This is a genomic window from Pseudomonas sp. FSL R10-0056 (genome assembly GCF_009600105.1).
Classification (GTDB): domain Bacteria; phylum Pseudomonadota; class Gammaproteobacteria; order Pseudomonadales; family Pseudomonadaceae; genus Aquipseudomonas; species Aquipseudomonas bubulae.
This window is the reverse complement of sequence record NZ_WIWL01000112.1, coordinates 180,811-198,768: the sequence shown is the minus strand read 5'-3', so window position 1 is coordinate 198,768 and position 17,958 is coordinate 180,811. Positions and strand designations below refer to the sequence as shown.

Annotated in this window: 14 protein-coding genes and 1 pseudogene; 5 read left to right on the top strand and 10 right to left on the bottom strand. The window is 58.6% G+C overall.

What is annotated here, in order from left to right; all coding sequences use genetic code 11:
* Positions 1-149 precede the first annotated feature (149 nt).
* The 3 genes from GHO42_RS06425 to GHO42_RS06415 all read left to right on the top strand — a co-directional run bounded on the left by GHO42_RS06425 (position 150) and on the right by GHO42_RS06415 (position 2,256).
* On the top strand, positions 150-503 hold the full coding sequence (locus GHO42_RS06425; protein WP_095000183.1) for a hypothetical protein: 354 nt from the start codon (positions 150-152) through the stop codon (positions 501-503).
* 182 nt (positions 504-685) lie between these two features.
* Positions 686-1,336, top strand: coding sequence for a cytochrome c (locus tag GHO42_RS06420; protein WP_095019908.1), 651 nt, complete (start codon positions 686-688; stop codon positions 1,334-1,336).
* Entirely contained in the window at positions 1,333-2,256 is a 924-nt protein-coding gene (locus tag GHO42_RS06415; RefSeq protein ID WP_153325960.1) for a c-type cytochrome, read from the top strand. Before GHO42_RS06420 ends, GHO42_RS06415 begins: the two co-directional genes overlap by 4 nt.
* Before the next feature lie 40 nt (positions 2,257-2,296).
* Here GHO42_RS06415 and GHO42_RS06410 read toward each other — a convergent pair whose 3' ends face one another.
* Together GHO42_RS06410 and GHO42_RS06405 are read right to left on the bottom strand one after the other, a co-directional pair.
* Positions 2,297-2,578, bottom strand: coding sequence for a hypothetical protein (locus GHO42_RS06410; RefSeq protein WP_095000186.1), 282 nt, complete (start codon positions 2,576-2,578; stop codon positions 2,297-2,299).
* Between the two features lie 31 nt (positions 2,579-2,609).
* Positions 2,610-2,792: a hypothetical protein gene (locus tag GHO42_RS06405; protein ID WP_095000187.1), complete on the bottom strand. Its 183-nt coding sequence runs from the start codon at positions 2,790-2,792 to the stop codon at positions 2,610-2,612.
* 225 nt (positions 2,793-3,017) lie between these two features.
* Between GHO42_RS06405 and galU the strand changes: the two genes are divergently transcribed.
* On the top strand, positions 3,018-3,857 hold the full coding sequence (gene galU, locus GHO42_RS06400; protein WP_016780941.1) for a UTP--glucose-1-phosphate uridylyltransferase GalU: 840 nt from the start codon (positions 3,018-3,020) through the stop codon (positions 3,855-3,857).
* A gap of 134 nt (positions 3,858-3,991) precedes the next feature.
* Positions 3,992-5,350: a glutathione-disulfide reductase gene (gene gorA / locus GHO42_RS06395; RefSeq protein WP_095000188.1), complete on the top strand. Its 1,359-nt coding sequence runs from the start codon at positions 3,992-3,994 to the stop codon at positions 5,348-5,350.
* Between the two features lie 106 nt (positions 5,351-5,456).
* Here gorA and bcsC read toward each other — a convergent pair whose 3' ends face one another.
* The 8 genes and pseudogenes from bcsC to GHO42_RS06355 form a co-directional block, all read right to left on the bottom strand.
* Complete coding sequence (bcsC, locus tag GHO42_RS06390; protein ID WP_153325961.1) at positions 5,457-8,987, bottom strand: cellulose synthase complex outer membrane protein BcsC; 3,531 nt, start codon at positions 8,985-8,987, stop codon at positions 5,457-5,459.
* Positions 8,975-10,087: a cellulose synthase complex periplasmic endoglucanase BcsZ gene (gene bcsZ, locus GHO42_RS06385; protein ID WP_095000190.1), complete on the bottom strand. Its 1,113-nt coding sequence runs from the start codon at positions 10,085-10,087 to the stop codon at positions 8,975-8,977. The genes bcsC and bcsZ overlap by 13 nt, the downstream gene beginning before the upstream one ends.
* Positions 10,088-10,091: 4 nt before the next feature.
* Complete coding sequence (gene bcsB, locus GHO42_RS06380; protein ID WP_153325962.1) at positions 10,092-12,419, bottom strand: cellulose biosynthesis cyclic di-GMP-binding regulatory protein BcsB; 2,328 nt, start codon at positions 12,417-12,419, stop codon at positions 10,092-10,094.
* A complete protein-coding gene (bcsA, locus tag GHO42_RS06375; protein WP_095000192.1) occupies positions 12,416-15,016 on the bottom strand; it encodes a UDP-forming cellulose synthase catalytic subunit in 2,601 nt (866 codons plus the stop codon). The genes bcsB and bcsA overlap by 4 nt, the downstream gene beginning before the upstream one ends.
* Complete coding sequence (bcsQ, locus tag GHO42_RS06370; protein WP_095000193.1) at positions 15,013-15,735, bottom strand: cellulose biosynthesis protein BcsQ; 723 nt, start codon at positions 15,733-15,735, stop codon at positions 15,013-15,015. Before bcsQ ends, bcsA begins: the two co-directional genes overlap by 4 nt.
* Positions 15,732-15,968 carry a cellulose biosynthesis protein BcsR gene (gene bcsR / locus GHO42_RS06365; protein WP_095000194.1) on the bottom strand — a complete coding sequence of 79 codons (237 nt, stop codon included), beginning with the start codon at positions 15,966-15,968 and terminating at the stop codon, positions 15,732-15,734. The genes bcsQ and bcsR overlap by 4 nt, the downstream gene beginning before the upstream one ends.
* Positions 15,938-16,795: pseudogene (gene bcsG, locus GHO42_RS06360) on the bottom strand (cellulose biosynthesis protein BcsG); the annotation flags it as partial. The pseudogene bcsG and the gene bcsR, both read right to left, overlap by 31 nt.
* Positions 16,716-17,546 (bottom strand): BcsE family c-di-GMP-binding protein, encoded by an 831-nt coding sequence (locus GHO42_RS06355; RefSeq protein WP_368668038.1) that lies wholly within the window; start codon positions 17,544-17,546, stop codon positions 16,716-16,718. The gene GHO42_RS06355 and the pseudogene bcsG, both read right to left, overlap by 80 nt.
* Positions 17,547-17,958 lie beyond the last annotated feature (412 nt).

Below are 17,958 nucleotides of genomic sequence, written 5' to 3'. Positions count from 1 at the left end.
TCAGGGGGGCTAAAGCCGAGTATTATGCCGTGATGCGGGTGAGTTTGACGTAAAACGTGGATAATCCGCCACTATTGAGTATTTATTCACTATGGCCCGGGAGAAATTCCGCATATCCATTGTCGTAGTGTCTTTAACGGAGAATGTCTATGAAGTGGGGCGTATTAGCGGCGTTGCTGGCCTTGGGTGGCTGTGCATCCGTTACCGATATTGAGCAGACGCTGCCCACCATGAGTGTGATTTCGGGCAAGAAGCCCGACGCCTATGCTCAATGTGTGGTGCAACAACTGTCCAGCACACGCAGGGCACCTCAGATTGAACCGCATAAAGACGGTTTTCGGATTATCGTCCCGCAAAAGCTGACCTCCAATCCAACGGCGGTCATTGATATTGAAGAGCGCTCCGGCGGCAGCAGTATCAAGGTGTACGAAAGCATGTCCAATGTACCGGTGCGCCCGGGCGATATTCGCAAAGCCGCCACTCACTGTATTTCTGGTGACTGACGCCTTATCTCAGTCAACCGGCGGCAAGACCCCAACCTGACGTTTGCCTTGCGAACGTCAGGTTTTTTTTGTCCTGCTTTACCATTGGATCCGAAGCAGTGTTGTGACCAGGTAAGAATTCTCCTAGGATCTGTAGGCTTATATTTTATAGGCCTAAGCATATAACAATAATGGAGCTGGTCATGATTCCACTCAAGCGAACGCTATTGAGCAGCCTCATGCTGCTCGCCGTGAGCAATACCCAGGCACAACCGACCCCCAACATCTACCTGCAGGGCGGTGCCCAACCGGGTGCCACGGCCTGCGTGGCGTGCCACGGTGCGGATGGCATGGGGCTGGCACCTGCCGGGTTTCCGCGATTAGCCGGTCTTTCTGCCGATTACCTGAGCAAGCAACTGCACGACTTTCAAAGTGGCAAACGGGTCAGCCCGGTGATGCAACCTCTGGCCAAGGCCCTGAGCGACCAGGAAATTGCCGCAGTCACCGCCAGCATTGCAGCAATGCCGGCCCCTGCGGTGCCTGCCATCAACCGCAGCACCATGCCTTCAGGCCCTGGAGAAAAGTTGGCCTTGCGCGGCGCCTGGGAGCGTCAGATACCCGAGTGCGTCAGCTGTCATGGCCCGGGTGGGGTGGGGGTGGGAAGTGCCTTCCCGCCCCTGGCCAATCAACCGGCGCTGTACCTGACGGCGCAGCTCAATGCCTGGCGCGATGGCACCCGGCGCAACGATCCCAATGACCTGATGGGTCATATCGCCAAGGCCATGAGCGAAGACGAAATCAAGGCGGTTGCCGACTATTTCAGCACTGTAGGGCACAAGGAGGTCAAACCATGAAGCGTCTGATATCAACCTGTGCGGCATCCTTCCTCCTTGGCAGCGCGATCCATGCAGCGCCCATTGCGATGGAAGACCAGTCGCAGATCAAGGTGCCTGCACCTGCCGATAACATCACCTACTTTCAGCCGCCGCAACAAAGCGATTTGCCCGACAACGCCTACGGCAAAATGGTGATGGACGGCTATGCCCTGTTTGTTGACACCAAACGCCAGGCCCCGAAGTTTGTCGGCAATGGCCTTAACTGTACGAACTGCCATCTTGATCAGGGTCGTCTGGCCAACTCAGCCCCGCTGTGGGGGGCGTACCCCATGTACCCGGCGTACCGCAAGAAAAACGACAAGGTCAATACCTTTGCCGAACGCCTGCAGGGCTGCTTTCAGTTCAGCATGAATGGCGGTACGCCACCGGCTGCCGATAGCCGCGAGATCACGGCGCTCTCAACCTATGCCTATTGGTTGTCGACCAAGGCTCCTACGGGGGTTGAGTTGCCGGGACGAGGGTATCCCGATGTGCCCGAGCCCAAGGCTGGGTACAACCTGAGCCGTGGTGCTGCGCTGTACAAGGACCAATGTGCCGTCTGTCATGGTGACAACGGGCAGGGGCAAAAGGTGGGGGAGGACTATGTGATGCCGCCATTGTGGGGCAAGGATTCCTACAACTGGGGAGCCGGCATGCACCGGATCAATACCGCGGCATCGTTTATCAAGCACAACATGCCACTGGGCAAGGCCAACAGCTTGAGTGACGAGCAGGCCTGGGATGTGGCGGCGTACATCAACACCCACGAACGGCCACAGGACCCTCGACTGGTCGAAGGTTCAGTGGAAAAAACCCGGTTGAAGTTCCATGCCAATGACGGCGTCAACGTTTATGGGCAAACCGTGAATGGCGTTTTGGTCGGCCAGGGCACCCGGTAATTGCAGTTACCGCTAAAGTCATGCGCTTTAGCGGTATCCCTTACTTGCAGGCCACTACGACAGTGCGACTTTTAAAATTACCTACATCTGCGCCCAGGGTTTTCTCGCTTTGCGCAAGCGCAGGCGAACCATCCGTGGCAATGATGGTATAGCCAGTACCGGCACATGAGGCCTCGGCTTTCTCATAGCACTTGGCCCAGGACATGGCCTCGCCAGAACAGTCTATGCTCAACCCTTGTTTGCCATCGGCCAGGTAAGTGCTGGATGCCGTCGCGCACCCACCCAGAGTCACCAATGCGAGCAGTGTCAGAACTTTCTTCATCCGGGTAACCATCACATAAGTGGAGTTGCTGTTATTTTTTGCTGCGGCGGGCTGCTGGCTCAGGTTGGTCCTGAAATACCGAGGCGACTTCTGCTGCGGCCTGTTGCGAGCTGAATGGTCCGGCAACGTTTTCACCCGAGGCAGCAAACACGCACCATTGGCCCGATTCATCGGGTTTGATCTCATAACCGTTAACGCTGATTGTTGCTGACATCGAAAAGCTTCCTGATTGGCTGGATTAATGGCGTGATAATAGCGCAAGGGCATCACGGGTAGTGGTAAACACGATGGGCGCCAATCAAATTCAATCGCAAAGGAACTAACGGGCTAAATATTTATCTAGGTTGGCATCAGTTTGCTATCGAGAAGCATTGTAACGTCGATGCTGCCTGATTAGACTGCGCCAAATTTGGAACGTACAGCCCTTTAAAGGACTCATATGATCAAGAAATGCTTGTTCCCAGCAGCCGGTTACGGCACTCGCTTTTTGCCAGCGACCAAGGCCATGCCAAAAGAAATGCTGCCGGTGGTGAACAAGCCACTGATCCAGTACGGGGTTGAAGAAGCACTGGACGCTGGCTTGACTGAAATTTCCATCGTGACGGGCCGCGGCAAGCGCGCCCTGGAAGACCACTTTGACATCAGCTACGAGCTGGAAAACCAGATCAAGGGTACTGATAAAGAGAAGTACCTGGTCGGTATCCGCCGCCTGCTGAGCGAATGCTCGTTCTCGTACACCCGTCAAACCGAAATGAAGGGCCTGGGCCACGCAATTCTGACTGGCCGCCCGCTGATCGGCGACGAACCCTTTGCCGTGGTTCTGGCAGACGACCTGTGCGTCAACCTGGAAGGCGACGGCGTCCTGACACAAATGGTCAAGCTGTACAATCAGTACCGCTGCACCATTATCGCGATCCAGGAAGTTGATCCGGCAGAAACCAACAAGTACGGCGTGATCGCTGGCGACCTGATTGGTGACGACCTCTACCGCGTGCGCAACATGGTTGAAAAACCAGCTCCGGAAGATGCACCTTCCAACCTGGCCATCATCGGCCGTTACATCCTGACTCCGGATATCTTCGATCTGATCAAACAGACCGAACCGGGCAAAGGCGGTGAAATCCAGATCACCGACGCGCTGATGAAGCAGGCGCAAAACGGTTGCGTGATTGCTTACAAGTTCAAGGGCAAGCGCTTTGACTGCGGTGGCGCCGAAGGCTACATCGAAGCAACCAACTTCTGCTTTGAAAACTTCTACAAAACCGGCAAAGCTTACTGATAGCGGCCCGTTGTAGATCGCTTCAAGAGAAAGCCACCCTCGGGTGGCTTTTTCGTTTTTTTGCTGTCGGCAACTTCCAGCGCTGGTCAATCGCGCAGGAGCGATTATGCTGATGGCCTGCCTAGGAGAGAGAAATGGCCTACGAATTTGATCTATTTGTCATTGGTGCGGGTTCTGGTGGCGTGCGTGCTGCACGTTTTGCCGCAGGTTTTGGCGCAAAAGTGGCTGTAGCAGAAAGCCGCTATCTGGGCGGTACCTGCGTGAACGTTGGCTGCGTGCCGAAAAAGCTGCTGGTGTACGGCGCGCACTTTGCTGAAGATTTCGAGCAAGCCTCGGGGTTTGGCTGGAGCCTGGGTGAGGCCGACTTTGACTGGGCGACCCTGATCGCCAACAAAGACCGCGAGATCAATCGTCTCAACGGTATTTATCGCAACTTGCTGGTCAACAGCGGTGTGACCCTGATCGAAGGTCACGCGAAAATAACCGGCCCCAATGAAGTTGAAATCAACGGTCAGCGTCATACCGCCAAACATATCCTGATCGCCACCGGCGGCTGGCCGCAGATTCCCGACATCCCGGGCCATGAACATGCAATCAGTTCCAACGAGGCATTCTTCCTCAAAGAGCTGCCCAAGCGTGTGCTGGTGGTGGGCGGTGGCTATATCGCCGTCGAGTTTGCTGGGATTTTCCACGGTTTGGGTGCGAAAACGTCCTTACTCTATCGTGGCGAGATGTTCCTGCGCGGTTTTGATGGTGCAGTGCGCAAGCACTTGCACGAAGAACTGATCAAGCGCGGCATGGACGTACAGTTCAATGCCGATATCGAGCGGATCGACAAGCAGGCCGATGGCAGCCTCAAAGCCACACTCAAGGACGGTCGCGAGCTGATCGCCGATTGTGTGTTCTACGCCACGGGCCGTCGGCCGATGCTCGATAACCTGGGCCTGGAGAACACCGGGGTCAAACTCGACAAGCGCGGTTTTGTCGAAGTGGATGATCTGTACCAGAGTGCCGAGCCATCGATCCTGGCCATTGGCGATGTGATCGGTCGCGTGCAGTTGACGCCCGTGGCGCTGGCCGAAGGCATGGCCGTGGCGCGCCGCCTGTTCAAGCCCGAGCAATATCGGCCGGTGGATTACCAAATGATCCCGACGGCTGTGTTCAGCCTGCCTAACATCGGCACGGTGGGTTTGAGCGAAGAACAGGCCATTGAGGCGGGACACAAGGTGCAGATTTTCGAAAGCAGCTTTCGCCCGATGAAACTGACACTCACCGAGTGCCAGGAGCGTACGTTGATGAAGCTGGTGGTGGATGCTGACACCGACAAGGTGCTCGGTTGCCATATGGTCGGGCCGGAGGCGGGGGAGATCGTGCAGGGACTGGCGATTGCCTTGAAGGCCGGGGCGACCAAACAGCACTTTGACGAAACCATCGGCGTACACCCGACGGCTGCTGAAGAGTTTGTGACCATGCGCACGCCGGTAAAACGCTGATTTTCACTGTGGGAGCGGTCTTGCTCGCGATGCAGACGGCGCGGTCTATCTGTTAAACCGCGTCGCTCCGATCGCGAGCAAGCCCGCTCCCACACTGATTTGCCAATTACCTGAAATCGGCATACGGAATCAACGGTTGCACCGGCATCGGCAAGTTGCCCTGCCACACGTCGAAGGTATAACGCAGGTAGAGCATCGCCCGGCTCGGGGCATAGTCATCGCTGTGCTGATAGAGCACTCCGCCGCCCAGTACCAGATGATCCGACAGCCTGCGCTCTACCAGCCCCTGTACGCGGTAACCAATGCCAGTGCTGCTGCCGCCCGAGGTCTGCCCCAGACCGTCGGCAAGCTGGTAGCCAGCATCATCGAGCCGCTGCAGCAGTTTGCTGTTCAGTCCGTCCAGCGGGTAAAGGTCATTGGCATCGGTTTTCGCATACGACCAGCTCACCGAGCTTTCCAATGCCACCGACCAGTTGGCGGTACGGAAGGCGTAGTTCAGCGGCACACCAATCGAATAGTACTTCTGCGGGCTGTAGTAACCGCCCTGGCCGAGAGTGTATTCACTCGAGTCCTTGTCATACCCCCAATACATCAGTGTCAGACCGGTGCGCAAACGTTCGTCGGCGCGCTCCACCAGACGGTAGTAATAACCGGCCATGGCCGTGCTCTTGTGGTTGTCTTCGACGTTTTTGCCGCGCAACCAGTGCTGGCCGAAACTGGCCCATACACCGTCTACGCCCCCTTCGTCGTGGCTCAGGCTCAAGGTCACACCGTTGGACGTGACGCCGCCCCAGGTGACACCGGTGTTGGGATCGGTAGCCCCGGCATAGGACAGGATCGAGTTGCTCAGCGGGCGACGTGAACCGGTCAGGGTCCAGCCCAGTGAGCCGATCTTGCTGCTGTAGGCCACGCCGCCCAGCCAGTTGGGTACCTTGAAGTTATCCGGTGTACGACCGATATCGATGTTCCACACCTCGTTTTTCCAGCCCGCCGCCATCATCGTGCCGTTGACCGATTGCGAGCGGTCATCGCAGCCAGAGAAGTCAGGGCCATTGGTACCCTTGCGATTGACCTCCACAGCACAGGTGCCGTAGTTCTCGCGCACGAGTCCGTCCGGGTCGGCATCGAATTTTCCTGCATCCATATTCAACTGTTCTGCGCGCAGAAAACCGCTGCCATCGGCCACCGGCAGGTCCAGTTGCAGGATGGTGGTTCGGGTGTCGGTGTCCGAAGTGCCGGCGGAAGCATCGTCCGAACGCCAGCCGTAGTCGGTATACAGATGAACTGTCGGATTTTGCCGCTGGTAGAGTTCGTCCACATCACTGCGCAAGCTACGGGCCAGCCACTCGTCATCGTCCTTTTCACGACTGGCCATGGTCATGGCGCGATTGTCCCGGGGGTTGCCTTGCTCAGGGGTAATCAGCCCTGCGGCGGCCATGCTTTTGGCATAGTAGTCCAGTGCCTTTTGCGGCTCCCTGGCCGACATCAGCCGCGCCGCGTCGCGATACATCAGCGGGTCAGCCTGCGGTGATTGCAACAATTGGGCATAGATGGCCTGGGCCTTTTCAGGCTCACCCACGGCGGCCCAGGCATTGGCTACCCGACGTTGCTGTGAAGGGGTCAATGGCGTGCCGGGGGCAGGGGTAAACTGTGTCAGTTGCTGACGAGCCGAAGGCAGCTGTTTGCTGGCAATCAGGGTTTCGATCTGGCCCAGGCGCGCATCAATGTTGCCCGGTTCTTTTTTCAGCACCTGGCTGTAGAGGTTTTGCGCCTGTTCATAGTCACCACGCTCCTGGGCCCAGCCAGCGATGGTCATCAGATCGTCGTTGTCCGAGTTCTGCATCAACAGGGCAATCGCTTGCGGCTCTTGCCCGGCGGCGCGCAGACTTTCAGCCCGGGCCACCAGTACATTGCGTTGCAGCCGCGTATCAAGATCACGCATGGAGTCGCTCCATTGCGCCTTGGGCAGTTGTTCCAGAACGCTCAAGGCACTGGCATCGCGCTCGGTACTTGATAGGTACAACGCGTAGGCATAAAGCGCTTCAGGGTTGCGACCCTGACGAGTCATCAGCTGTTTGAAGCTGTCATCAGCGGCGCCCGGCTGGTTGATTTCGCGCTGGGCGTTGGCCAGACGATAAGTGACCCAAGGCTCATCGGGGCTGAGGTTACGGATTTTGCTGAGCAAGGCGACCACTTGCGGCCAGTCCTTGCGCTCGGTAGCGGCATCGGCCTGACGGTTCAGTTCGTCAAGTTCGATGCTCTGGCGCAGGCTGGCAAATTCCTTCTGGCTGGCAGGCGGCAGGCGATCAAGGAAAGCCTTGGCCTTTTGCGGGTCTTGCGCGCTGTACAGACGCATCAGCCCACGCACCGCACTGCCATTGCCGGGCTCAAGACGACGGGCCTGCAACAGCAAGGCTTCGGCCTGGATATCGTCGTGCTCGGCCTGGGCCACGCTGGCCAGGCCTATGAGTGGGTCGGCATCGCCGGGCTTGGCCTTGCGTGCCTGGGTAAAGGCCGTGCGCGCCGCTGCCGGGTTATGTTGTTCAAGGGCCTTGTCGCCCTGACTGAGCAGCATGCGGTAGCGGCTGGCGTCCATCAGGTCTTGCCACTTGCTGATATTGGATGTGTCCTGTTCTTTGCTGCGAGCGGTGGCAAAGTTGCTGTTGGCTTCGGCATAGCGGCCCTGGCGAAACTGCGCCATGCCCAGGGCACCGTAAAGGGTCGGGTCGTCGGGGTATTGTTTTAGAGCGCGGCGCAGCAGGCCTTCGGCGGCTGCCGGGCTGCGCGACTGGTCGATCATTTGCTTGCCCTGGGCGCCGGCGGTCCATGCCGGGTCATTCAGCAGGCTTTGCTGCTTTTGCAGGTTTTTATTGGCCTCGCCAATCAGCGGCGAATTTGGATAGCGCGCAATAAAGCCCTGCCAGGCCTGTGCCGATGTGCGATCCACCGGCAATGTGCTGAGGTAGGTGTATTCACGCTCAGCCGCAGCATTACTGGCGACCGGGTCTTTGGCCAGTTGCTGCAGGACGATCAGGGCTTCTGGCGCACGGTCTTCGCGGAACAACAGGTCGGCCAGGGTTTGACGCAGGCCGGGGTTACCCGGGTACTGTTTGTCCAGGCTGCGCAGTTGCTCGATGACCTGTGCACGCTGGCCCTGGATATTGCTGCGGATGCGCAGGTATTCCAGTGCCGTGGCAAAATCCGGCGGGGCATTGCCAAACAGTCGCTCGAAAATCGCCACGGCTTCTTCAGGACGACCGGCCGCAGCAAACAGGCGCGCCTGTTGCAGGTCTTTCTGGCTTTGTGGGTCTTGCAGCTTCATCAGGCTCTGGGCCTGACGCAGTGCCGCCGAATCAGGGGCAACATTTTGCAACTGGGCCAGACGCTGCCTGGCCAGCTCCGGGTTTTTCTCCAGCAATGCCTGGCGTATCGACGCCACCAACGCTTGCGGGTTGTTGGGTGAGATCAATTGCAGCCGTGCCAGCGAGTCACGCACCAGGTCTTCGCGGTACATGGCTTCGCCGATCCGAACCTGCTCCAGCAGCCATTGTTGCTGCTCCTGCACCGTGCTCGGCTGTGCAATGGCTGCAGTGGACAACCCACCGAGCAGGAACGCCCACGTTGTTATTTTTGGCATGTTTTGATCCACGAAGGTAAAAGCTGCCCATCCTTGTCAAAGCGATAGCGTTGTTCATCCCAGCCCTGGCCGAACAGCAGCAGTGACTGGTTGTAATAGGCATCGGCCGCAGGCGGCTGTTGCTTGATCCGTTCCTGTTGAACCGCCAGCGCGGGGGAGTCCAGGCTGGACAGTAACGGCAGCATGGCGGCGGAAAACCCTACCGGCCCCGTGCCGGTGTATTTGCCGGTAACGGCATTGACGCTTTCTGGCACATAGCTCAGGGTTTGGGTGAGGTTGGCCATGGGCGCAAAATGTTGTTGCAGTGGCTGGCGACCGGCCGCGTCCTGGGCCAGCATGCCAACCCACAGGTAGACGCGAATGGCATCGTAGTCCCCCAGCGAACCCTCCTTGCTGTCCGGTGCCCAACCGCCACCGGCTTTCCACTGCAGCCAGTCCGGGGCAAAGCCTTTGGGCGAAGTCTCTATCAGCATGCGTTGCTGGTTGCTCGCCAGTTCGGCCCAGATCGGTGATATACGCGCAAAACGGGCCAACAGTTGCGGTGGCAAATAGCTGGGGTTCAGGCGCCAACCCTTGGGGCTGTCAAAACCCACATCCCCGGGCAACAGCATCAGGCCCAGCCCGGGCAGCTTGCGCAGGCTTTGCGCAGCGCTGCGCCAGAGCATGTTCTGCCCAAGCGCGACATACTCGGGCCACTGCCACAGCCGGCCGGCTTCGAGCAGGCTGTAGGCGATCCACAGGTCGGCATCGCTGGCATTGTTGCTGTCCAGGATCTGCCACTTGCCGTTTTTTGCCAGACCCCATTGCCAGGCTGGCAGATGAGCCTCAAGGCTGCCACCGGCGAGGTTATTGCGGGTCCACTCGAGAATCCTCGCAAAACTCTTTTTGTCGTTGCCCAGCAAGGCAAAAAACAACCCGTAGCTTTGACCTTCCGAGGTGGTGATCATTTGCGCCGACGAGCCATCGATAATCCGCCCGTCGCTGCTCATCATGGCCTTCTTGTAACTGTCCCAGGCGGGCCAGTCACAGGATTGCGCACTCGCCACCTGAGGCAATAGCCCCAGGGTCGAGCTCAGGGTAAGTGCCGCCAGTCGCTTCATGGCGTTAGTCATGCTTGTTCAGGCGACGGTTGGCCGCCCAGCTCAAGGCACGCCACAGCAGGAAGGCGCTGAGCAGAACGCTGATCACGGCCAGCACGGTCAGTAGCACCGGGTGCTCGGAGAGCTGGTACCACAGCAACAGGTACCATGGCAGGTTGCCAACAAAGTACTGGTCACCCACCAGTTGGCTGTAAACACCGCTGCTGCGGATCAGTGCCGCGGAGCCCGCTACTGCGTCCAGCTTGCCGCTGTCACCGAGGATTTCGCGCAACAAGTTGTAGTCTGCATCGTCATTGGCCAACATTGCCACGACACTGCGCTGGTTATGGGTCGGGGACTGCATGCCCAGGATAGCTGCAATCGGGGCCTGCGCTGTGACTTCCACCTTGTTGGCTGGCACGTTGCGTGCGTCGGTCGACGGCGTGCGACGAATGTTGGCATCAATACCGGTGGTGCCATGTGGCTGTACCAGCATGTCACGCTGGCGTTGCAGCAATACGCTCAAGTCCGGGTTATCGCGCAGGTCTGGTGCCATTTGTCCCAGTACCAGCAGGTCGGCATCTTCCTTGGAGGCGGATTGCCAGTCATCGGTCAGGCGCAAGCCGAACGCCGGGTAGCCGGAACGCGCAGAAATGCTGGCCACGGTTTCAAGCAGGGTGCTGATTTGTGTCGGTGTGGTGTCTTTGGGTACGACAACGATGGATTCGGACATGTCGGCCATGCGGCTGAACGGGAAACCACTGCGGGCAAAGGCTTTGAGGTCCGGCATGCTGATGTAGTGGTAGTAGCCGGACATATCGATGGTGGAGTCCTCATCGATAATTGCCTGGGTGTTGGCCGGCAGGATGGTCTGGCAGCGATCTTTCTGTGAACTGCCCATGGTGCTGGCAAAGTTGAAGTCGAAACGCAGACGGTTACGGTCGCCAATTTTCAGCGAAGGCACGATCAGTTTGTCATTGACGTTGGCTGAGTCGTTGGACAGCACCGACAGGCGCAGTTCTTCGAGGTTGCTGGTGTCTTTGCGCAGCAATGGCAGGCTGGTGAGGAACTGGTCATTGAGGCTGATATTCAAGCGCGAATCATCATTGGCCGACGGCGCGGTGTAGCGGTACTGGGTGCGCAGCGGGATACCCTGGTTGCGCCAGACAAACAGGTCAGGCGGCAGGTTGACGTCCAGGGTGATGGCGCGTGGCACCAGCCCGCTGACTTGCAGTTGTTGCGGGTAACTGACCAGTTCGGCAAAACGCACAGGGCGGTCGGTACGCATCCACGCCGGAGCATCGTAGGGTTTGCGCGGTTGCAGTTCCTGGACCTTGTCGATGGTCACACGGGAACCGCGCATCAGGTTGCCGCCCAGGGCCAGGGCCTTGGCGGCTGTAGCCAGGTCTTCTTCGTTGCGACCCATGACCAGCAGGATTTTGCTGTAAGGCGCATCAGGGTGGTTGATCATTTCGACCACAGGCGCGGTCACGGCCGGGAATTTCTCCAGATCGCTCATAAATGCAGGGCGGTGATCGTTGGTGGCAAACACCACGGTGGGCTGGACGGCATCCTTGTCTTGCACGCCTGGCAGGGTATCGAACACGACCGGGAAATTGGCCCCGCGCCAGTTGGACTGGCTACCGAAGTAGGAAGCCAGAATCGCGGCGGCTTTCTGTTCGCCCAGGGTCGGGTTGGCCGCGAAGACAAACGGCAGTTCGAGTTTGCCGCTGTTGCGCGGGTCGAAAAACGGCAGCGGGAAAAACGCCAGATCGTTTTGCAGGCTCAGCGCCTGTTCCTGCAGGGTAATGCTGCTGCCACGGCTGATATTGACCCACAGGGTGCTGTTGGCCGGGTCTTCGCAGAATTCGGTGTAATGGCCGACAAACTCCAGGCGTACGCGGTTGAAGTCCGAAATCAGTCGCGGATCAAGGGCCATCTTTTGCGTGGTTTTACGCCCCAACTGGTCCTTCTCGATCGGCAGCACGCCCATCAGCACATCGTTGAGGTAAACCCGGATATGGGAAACCGTCGGGATCAGCGAAGGCGAGGGCGTGTATTCCAGCTGCAGGCTGGCGTCGCTGGCAATGCGGTCCCGGCGCATGCCGAATTCCACCTGGTCGGCGCTGTTGATACCCAGCAGCAGGGAGTCACCGGGGCGCCCCAGTTGCTCAAAGGTATAGGTCACCGGCCAGCTTGGCAGTACCTGATCGGTTTGTGCAAATGCAGGTTTTGGCAGCGTTTCGGCCACTGGTGAGCTCCCCGGCAAAGGCAGGGGGGCCGACATCAGCTGTGAGGCGAAGGTCATCAGCGCTAGGCTGGCGAAAATGGTTTTTTTGGTTATACGACTCATGATCTGCTCACTGGCCGGGAAATAAGAGGGGTGGAGGTGGGCATGCGCGGCAAAAAGCTGCCCAGCCACTGAAAGATGTGCAGGAAAGGTTTTGCCAACACGCGGACCCACGCCGGCAGGTATTCATACAGGCGGTAATAACCCTTGATGCCCAGGGCCAGGATCTCCTTGAGACTCTGGATCGGCTTGTCGGCTTCAAAACCGCTGTTGTGATCAAGCCAGGCATCGGCGCGGCCAAAGGTGCATTGCACGAAGGCAATTTTTTCTTCGGCCGGTAACCGGGCAAAGCTGAGACCAATAAAACGTTCGCTGGAACGGGTCAGGGTGCCGGTGAATACAAACTCGCGGTTGCCGCGTTGCAGAATCAGTGAAACCGGCGTGCCGACGGGCAATTGCAGAGCCTGGCTCAGTTGCAGGCCGACGCCACCGTCGGAGTAGTCCACCAGCTCACAAGGGTAGCTGTGCCCGTCAGCCAGTTTCACCGCCCCCGGCAAGCGCGCGAGTACCCGGTGGGTGTTGCGCACCTGGCGTACTTCCGCGGCAACTGCAACCGCAGCCCCGATGATCAGCAGGTTGTAGATCACCCACAGGACGCTGACGATCACGGTGAAGATTTCATCCCTGGGGCCATAGAACAGGCGCCAGACGGCAAAGCCCAGGCCGAGGATGTTCAACACCGACAAAATCAGATAGGGCTTGGCGGTCTGCCAGTCGAACTGGTTTTCCTCCATCATGCCGCCCTTGGCCGTGACGTTGAATTTGCCCCGTGACGGGCTGAACAAGGCCACCGTGGTCGGCCGTGCGATGTACCAGGCCAGCACGGTTTCATACACCTCGCCCCAGAATGTCTGGCGGTAGGCGCCTTGCATCCGCGAGTTGGTCAGGCTGGCGTGGATCATGTGCGGCAGCACATACAACAGGATCATCGCCGCCGGGGCGTAGATGATGTAAGCGTGGAAGAACAGGAATGCCAGGGGCGCAGTGAGGAACACCAGCCGCGGCAGTCCCACCAGAAAGTGCATCATGGCGTTGGTGTAGCAGATGCGCTGGAAGATCGTCAGGCCCTTGCCCAACAGCGGGTTGTCAGTGCGGAAAATCTGCACCATGCCCCGCGCCCAACGGATGCGCTGGCCGATATGCGCCGACAGGCTCTCGGTCGCCAGCCCCGCCGCCTGCGGAATACGCAGATAGGCCGAGGTCCAGCCATTGCGGTGCAGACGCAAGGCGGTATGGGCATCTTCGGTCACGGTTTCGACAGCAAAACCGCCGATGGAGTCAATTGCGGTACGCCGCAGTATGGCGCAGGAGCCGCAGAAGAACGCGGCGTTCCACATGTCGTTGCCGTCCTGGATCAGTCCGTAGAACAGCTCGCCTTCGTTGGGGCGGTTACGGAAAGTACCCAGGTTTCGCTCGAACGGATCCGGCGAGAGGAAGTGGTGCGGGGTTTGCACCAGCGCCAGTTTCGGATCGCGCAGAAACCAGCCAACCGTCAATTGCAGGAAGGAGCGGGCAGGCATGTGGTCGCAGTCGAAAATCGCCACCAGATCGCCGTCGAGCAATTTCAGGGCATGGTTGAGGTTACCCGCCTTGGCGTGACGGTTGTCGGTGCGGGCGATGTAGTTGATACCCACTTCCTCGGCGAAGGTCTTGAAACTTGGGCGGTTACCGTCATCGAGCAAATGGATGCGCAGCTTGTCTTTCGGCCAGTCGATACCCAGCGCCGCATACACCGTGCCACGGGTAACCGACAATTCTTCGTTGTAGGTGGGAATCAGCAGATCCACTACCGGCCACTGATCGGTGTCTGCCGGCAGCTGTGCCGGTTTGCGATTGAGCGGCCATGAGGTTTGCACATAACCCAGCAACAGGATCAGCCAGGTATAGGTTTCGGCCACCAGCAAGGTCAGGCCGCAGACCAGATCGAAGGTGTCGTTCCAGTTCAGGGTCGAGGTATAGCGCCACCACAGATAACGGCACGACACGATGACCGAGAGCACGATCAGCAATAATGTAGGGAAGCGCCCCGGCATGCGCCGGACCAGCATGGCCAGCATCCACAGCAAGACGACAAACACCAGTTGCGCAAGGAAACCGAACGGTTCGGTAATGCACAGCACAATCAACGCCAGGGCCAGTACGCCCATGGCGATATACAGGCCCTTGCGCAGCGGCCATTGAATGTTGTCCCACCAGTGCGAGCCTTTGGTGACTTGCGGGCTGAGGGTGGTGGGCAAGCGGGCAAAGGCATTGGACAGCAGGTTCCATGGCCGTTGCACGATCATCAGCAAGGCCGAGAAAAAGCTGGCCGTGCGCTGGCGGAAGCGTTGCCGGCCGATCTGGTCCTGGTTGGGCGTTCGCACCAGCAGTAGCCACAGGGTTTGCACCGTGTAGCGTAGCGGGTCACCGATGGTCGAGGGCTTGTCCGCCAGGTGCGGATACAGGCGCCGGTGCTGTTCGCGCAAGGCTTGCCAGCGGGGTGATTCAAGGCGCAGGAAGATCCAGCCCAGCGCTTGAATCAGCGCCAGGGTGAAGGCGGTAAAACGGGTGCAGTTCTGCTCCCGCCGCAATCGTGTATAGGGGAACCAACGCCTGATCATTCAAGCCTCCTGCCGCGCAGCAGGCACCAACTGGCCAGGCTGATAATGTCCAGGGCAATCAGGCTGGAGGGCGCATAGCGCCCGGCAGGCTCGCTTCTGGCCAGGGCCTCGGCCATGGCTTCATCGGCATGCAGGTTGACTGGCACCAGTGCATGGGCATAACGCTGTTGCCAGATCAGCAGCAGATCGCGCTGCAACTGGCTGGCGGCATCGAAGCGATTGACCAGAAACAGCGGGGTCTGCGTCAGCTGCGGTTGCAACAGCACATGGCAGGCAGCATCGGCGTTGGTAACCATCATCGAGAGTGCGCAGTGCGGGTTGGTCATATGCCCAGGCAAGCGTTGCGGCAGGTCGAAGAGTATCCAGTCAAACGCGTTCGCCAGCGCAGCCTGGCGCTGGCTCCAGAGCTTTGGCTGTTCAATCAGCAGGGCATCGAGGGCAAAAAGCTCGCTCGGCTTCAATTGGCCATAGGGCAGCACGCACAGGCCTGGCTCTACCACCCAGGCGTGTTCGTGCCAGGGTTGCCGGTCAAGGGTCGCCCGCGCCCAGCCTTCACGGGGGGCAAGGTCCATATTGAAGTGCAGGCCCAGGGAGTTCTCCGGGCACATGTCCACCAGCAGCACTTTCTGCCCCAGCTCATGCAGCGCATGGCCAAGGGCCGCCAGGGTTGAGCTGGTGCCCACGCCACCCCGCACGCCACGCAAACTCATGCTGATCATGGGGTTTGCTCCGTGTCCTTGGCCAGCAACGGGGGCTGCTTGTACTGCGCCTCTAGATAGGCCAGCAACGGCCAGCGCTCAAAGGCCTGCAACAGCTCCATGTGTGCCGACACATCGACATATTCCAGGGCATGCAGCTCCATCATGGATTTAAGCCGGGCAATATCATCGGCCCGTTCTTTGCGCGAAAGGATATCGGCGCTTATTTGAACCGCTGTGGGTAAGGCAGCCATCCGCCGTTCTCCTTGATTCGCACATAAGGTTTGCCGTTGTAGTCGAGTACTACGGTCCCTGAGTTTTCCGATACTTTCGCGGTTTTCGGCAGATCGGTGAGCAGCCTGGACCAGTCCACGGTCTGGCCATTGCTCAGCGCCGGATCGGCGTACAGGCGAGCTATGATTTCTGCCACGGCCAGGTAGCTGCTGGGTTCACTGACGTGGATAGGCTGGGTTTGCGCGTTGTCGCCCATATTGATCAGCCTGATACCCACCGGTACATGGGTGATGGAGTCACTGGGGATTTCGCGCATGCCGGCTATCTGCATGCGGTCACCGTGCAGCGCTGCGCCATGCTCAGGGACGATGGCTACCACGACGCGACGGCCACTTTTTTCCAGCTCTTTAAGGAAGGCATTAAGATCGTCGAGAAGGATCTGCGCCCGGCTGCGGTAGTCAGCGGCCTGGGTGCCGCCATCGGACTGCACCTGGCGGTTACCGTCGTGCAGGCTAGTGGTGTTGTAGAACAGCGCCATATTGGGTGAGTCTTCAGTCATGCGGTGCTGCCACCACTTGCTCAGCACATCACGGTCGCGCCAGATCGGCGAGCCATCAAAACCGACATAGGTACGCGGCAGGCCTGCGGGTACAACACCCAGAGCCGGAGGAGGCAACTGGCCCTGTTCACGCACTTCCTGCAGGAAACCGTCGAATTCACCGGTGTGGTTAAGCATCAGCTCATTGGAAAAGCCCAGCTTGCGCAAGTCATCGAACAACAGGCACTGATCCGCTGGTTGTTTGTACAACTGCGCATGGGAGGTCTGGCCGCAACTGGCGCGCAGCAAGCACGGTCGCGGCGCTGGCTGACTGGGCTGCTTCGAGCAATGCATCACGGTTTTCGAACAGGTACCAGTGCTTGGACATTGACGGCGCACCCTCCAGCACGGAGCGCTCGGCAAGATAAACGTGCTGATCGTCCGCTACCCGGGGCTGGGTATCGACCTCGGTTTGCGGGATCAGGCGCAAGGTCGCGTCCTGGTCCGACAACTTGAACTCCTGCCCGGCGCTAACGCCCAGATCGCTGTGCCAAAAGTGCAACTGATAGCGCAGGTCGCCGTTGTAGCGGTACAAGCGACTTAAACCGGACAGGGTTTGATTGAGTTGCAGCAACTGCGCATGCAGCAGCGCTGCCTCGCCATGGGTAATCACCAGCAATGTGGCGTTGCGCTCCAGCAGCCAGGAACGCATGCGCTCGAACCAACGTTGCAATTGGACCGCTGTGGTGGTCTCAGCCCAACTGTTGGCAGGCAGCACCAGCAGGATCTGGCTTGAAGGGGCGGTACCGGCACGCGCAAGGTCGCGGTTCAACGTGGCCAGCCCAGGCACGATGACTCTTGGTGCGATCTCGAACAGCTTGAGTTTTTCCGGCCCGCGATCGGGCGCCATGTCGTTGACCAGGCCTTGTGCGTAGCCGGTGCTGGCAATCAAGGTTGCCGGCACGCTTTCGGGTATGTTTTCAAGAAATTGCCGAGCAAGCAGTTTTGCGTCAGCGGAGTGATCGACCGTGACCCAATACAAGCCGCCTGCGCGCAACACAATGTGTTGATCCGGCAATCCGCCTATGGCCAAACTGATATGAACCAAGCGTAACGTCCCCCAAGGATGAACAGGTGTTAAGGCGTTCGGGTACTGCCAGCCATCACCTGTCTATTTCTTTAGGTGTCAATAGAATGACTGTCAACATTTAGCCCGTTACGTCTCAGTTGTTTCTTCTTGTACTGTGTGCTGTGCATCATTTATGACAAGCGTAGTACTACACTCGAATGAGTGTAAGAAAGCGCGTACTTTATCATCTGAAACATCTGGTTGAGTGGCTTGAGACTGAGGATCGTCAAAAAAATAACGGCAATATGATTGTAGTCATTAAATTGGCTACTCGCCTGGAAAGGCTGATATTCGAGGGCTCCGCACCTCAGGCCAAGGTATTTGTAGGTAACGCTCGCGAGAA

What these genes read in the sequence shown, in the direction of transcription:
- GHO42_RS06415 (WP_153325960.1), top strand. Translation starts at nt 1,333, where the DNA reads ATGAAGCGTCTGATATCAACCTGTGCGGCATCCTTCCTCCTTGGCAGC.
- GHO42_RS06410 (WP_095000186.1), bottom strand. Translation starts at nt 2,578, where the DNA reads ATGAAGAAAGTTCTGACACTGCTCGCATTGGTGACTCTGGGTGGGTGC.
- GHO42_RS06420 (WP_095019908.1), top strand. Translation starts at nt 686, where the DNA reads ATGATTCCACTCAAGCGAACGCTATTGAGCAGCCTCATGCTGCTCGCC.
- galU (WP_016780941.1), top strand. Translation starts at nt 3,018, where the DNA reads ATGATCAAGAAATGCTTGTTCCCAGCAGCCGGTTACGGCACTCGCTTT.
- bcsA (WP_095000192.1), bottom strand. Translation starts at nt 15,016, where the DNA reads ATGATCAGGCGTTGGTTCCCCTATACACGATTGCGGCGGGAGCAGAAC.
- GHO42_RS06405 (WP_095000187.1), bottom strand. Translation starts at nt 2,792, where the DNA reads ATGTCAGCAACAATCAGCGTTAACGGTTATGAGATCAAACCCGATGAA.
- gorA (WP_095000188.1), top strand. Translation starts at nt 3,992, where the DNA reads ATGGCCTACGAATTTGATCTATTTGTCATTGGTGCGGGTTCTGGTGGC.
- bcsC (WP_153325961.1), bottom strand. Translation starts at nt 8,987, where the DNA reads ATGCCAAAAATAACAACGTGGGCGTTCCTGCTCGGTGGGTTGTCCACT.
- bcsR (WP_095000194.1), bottom strand. Translation starts at nt 15,968, where the DNA reads ATGGCTGCCTTACCCACAGCGGTTCAAATAAGCGCCGATATCCTTTCG.
- GHO42_RS06425 (WP_095000183.1), top strand. Translation starts at nt 150, where the DNA reads ATGAAGTGGGGCGTATTAGCGGCGTTGCTGGCCTTGGGTGGCTGTGCA.
- bcsZ (WP_095000190.1), bottom strand. Translation starts at nt 10,087, where the DNA reads ATGAAGCGACTGGCGGCACTTACCCTGAGCTCGACCCTGGGGCTATTG.
- bcsQ (WP_095000193.1), bottom strand. Translation starts at nt 15,735, where the DNA reads ATGATCAGCATGAGTTTGCGTGGCGTGCGGGGTGGCGTGGGCACCAGC.
- bcsB (WP_153325962.1), bottom strand. Translation starts at nt 12,419, where the DNA reads ATGAGTCGTATAACCAAAAAAACCATTTTCGCCAGCCTAGCGCTGATG.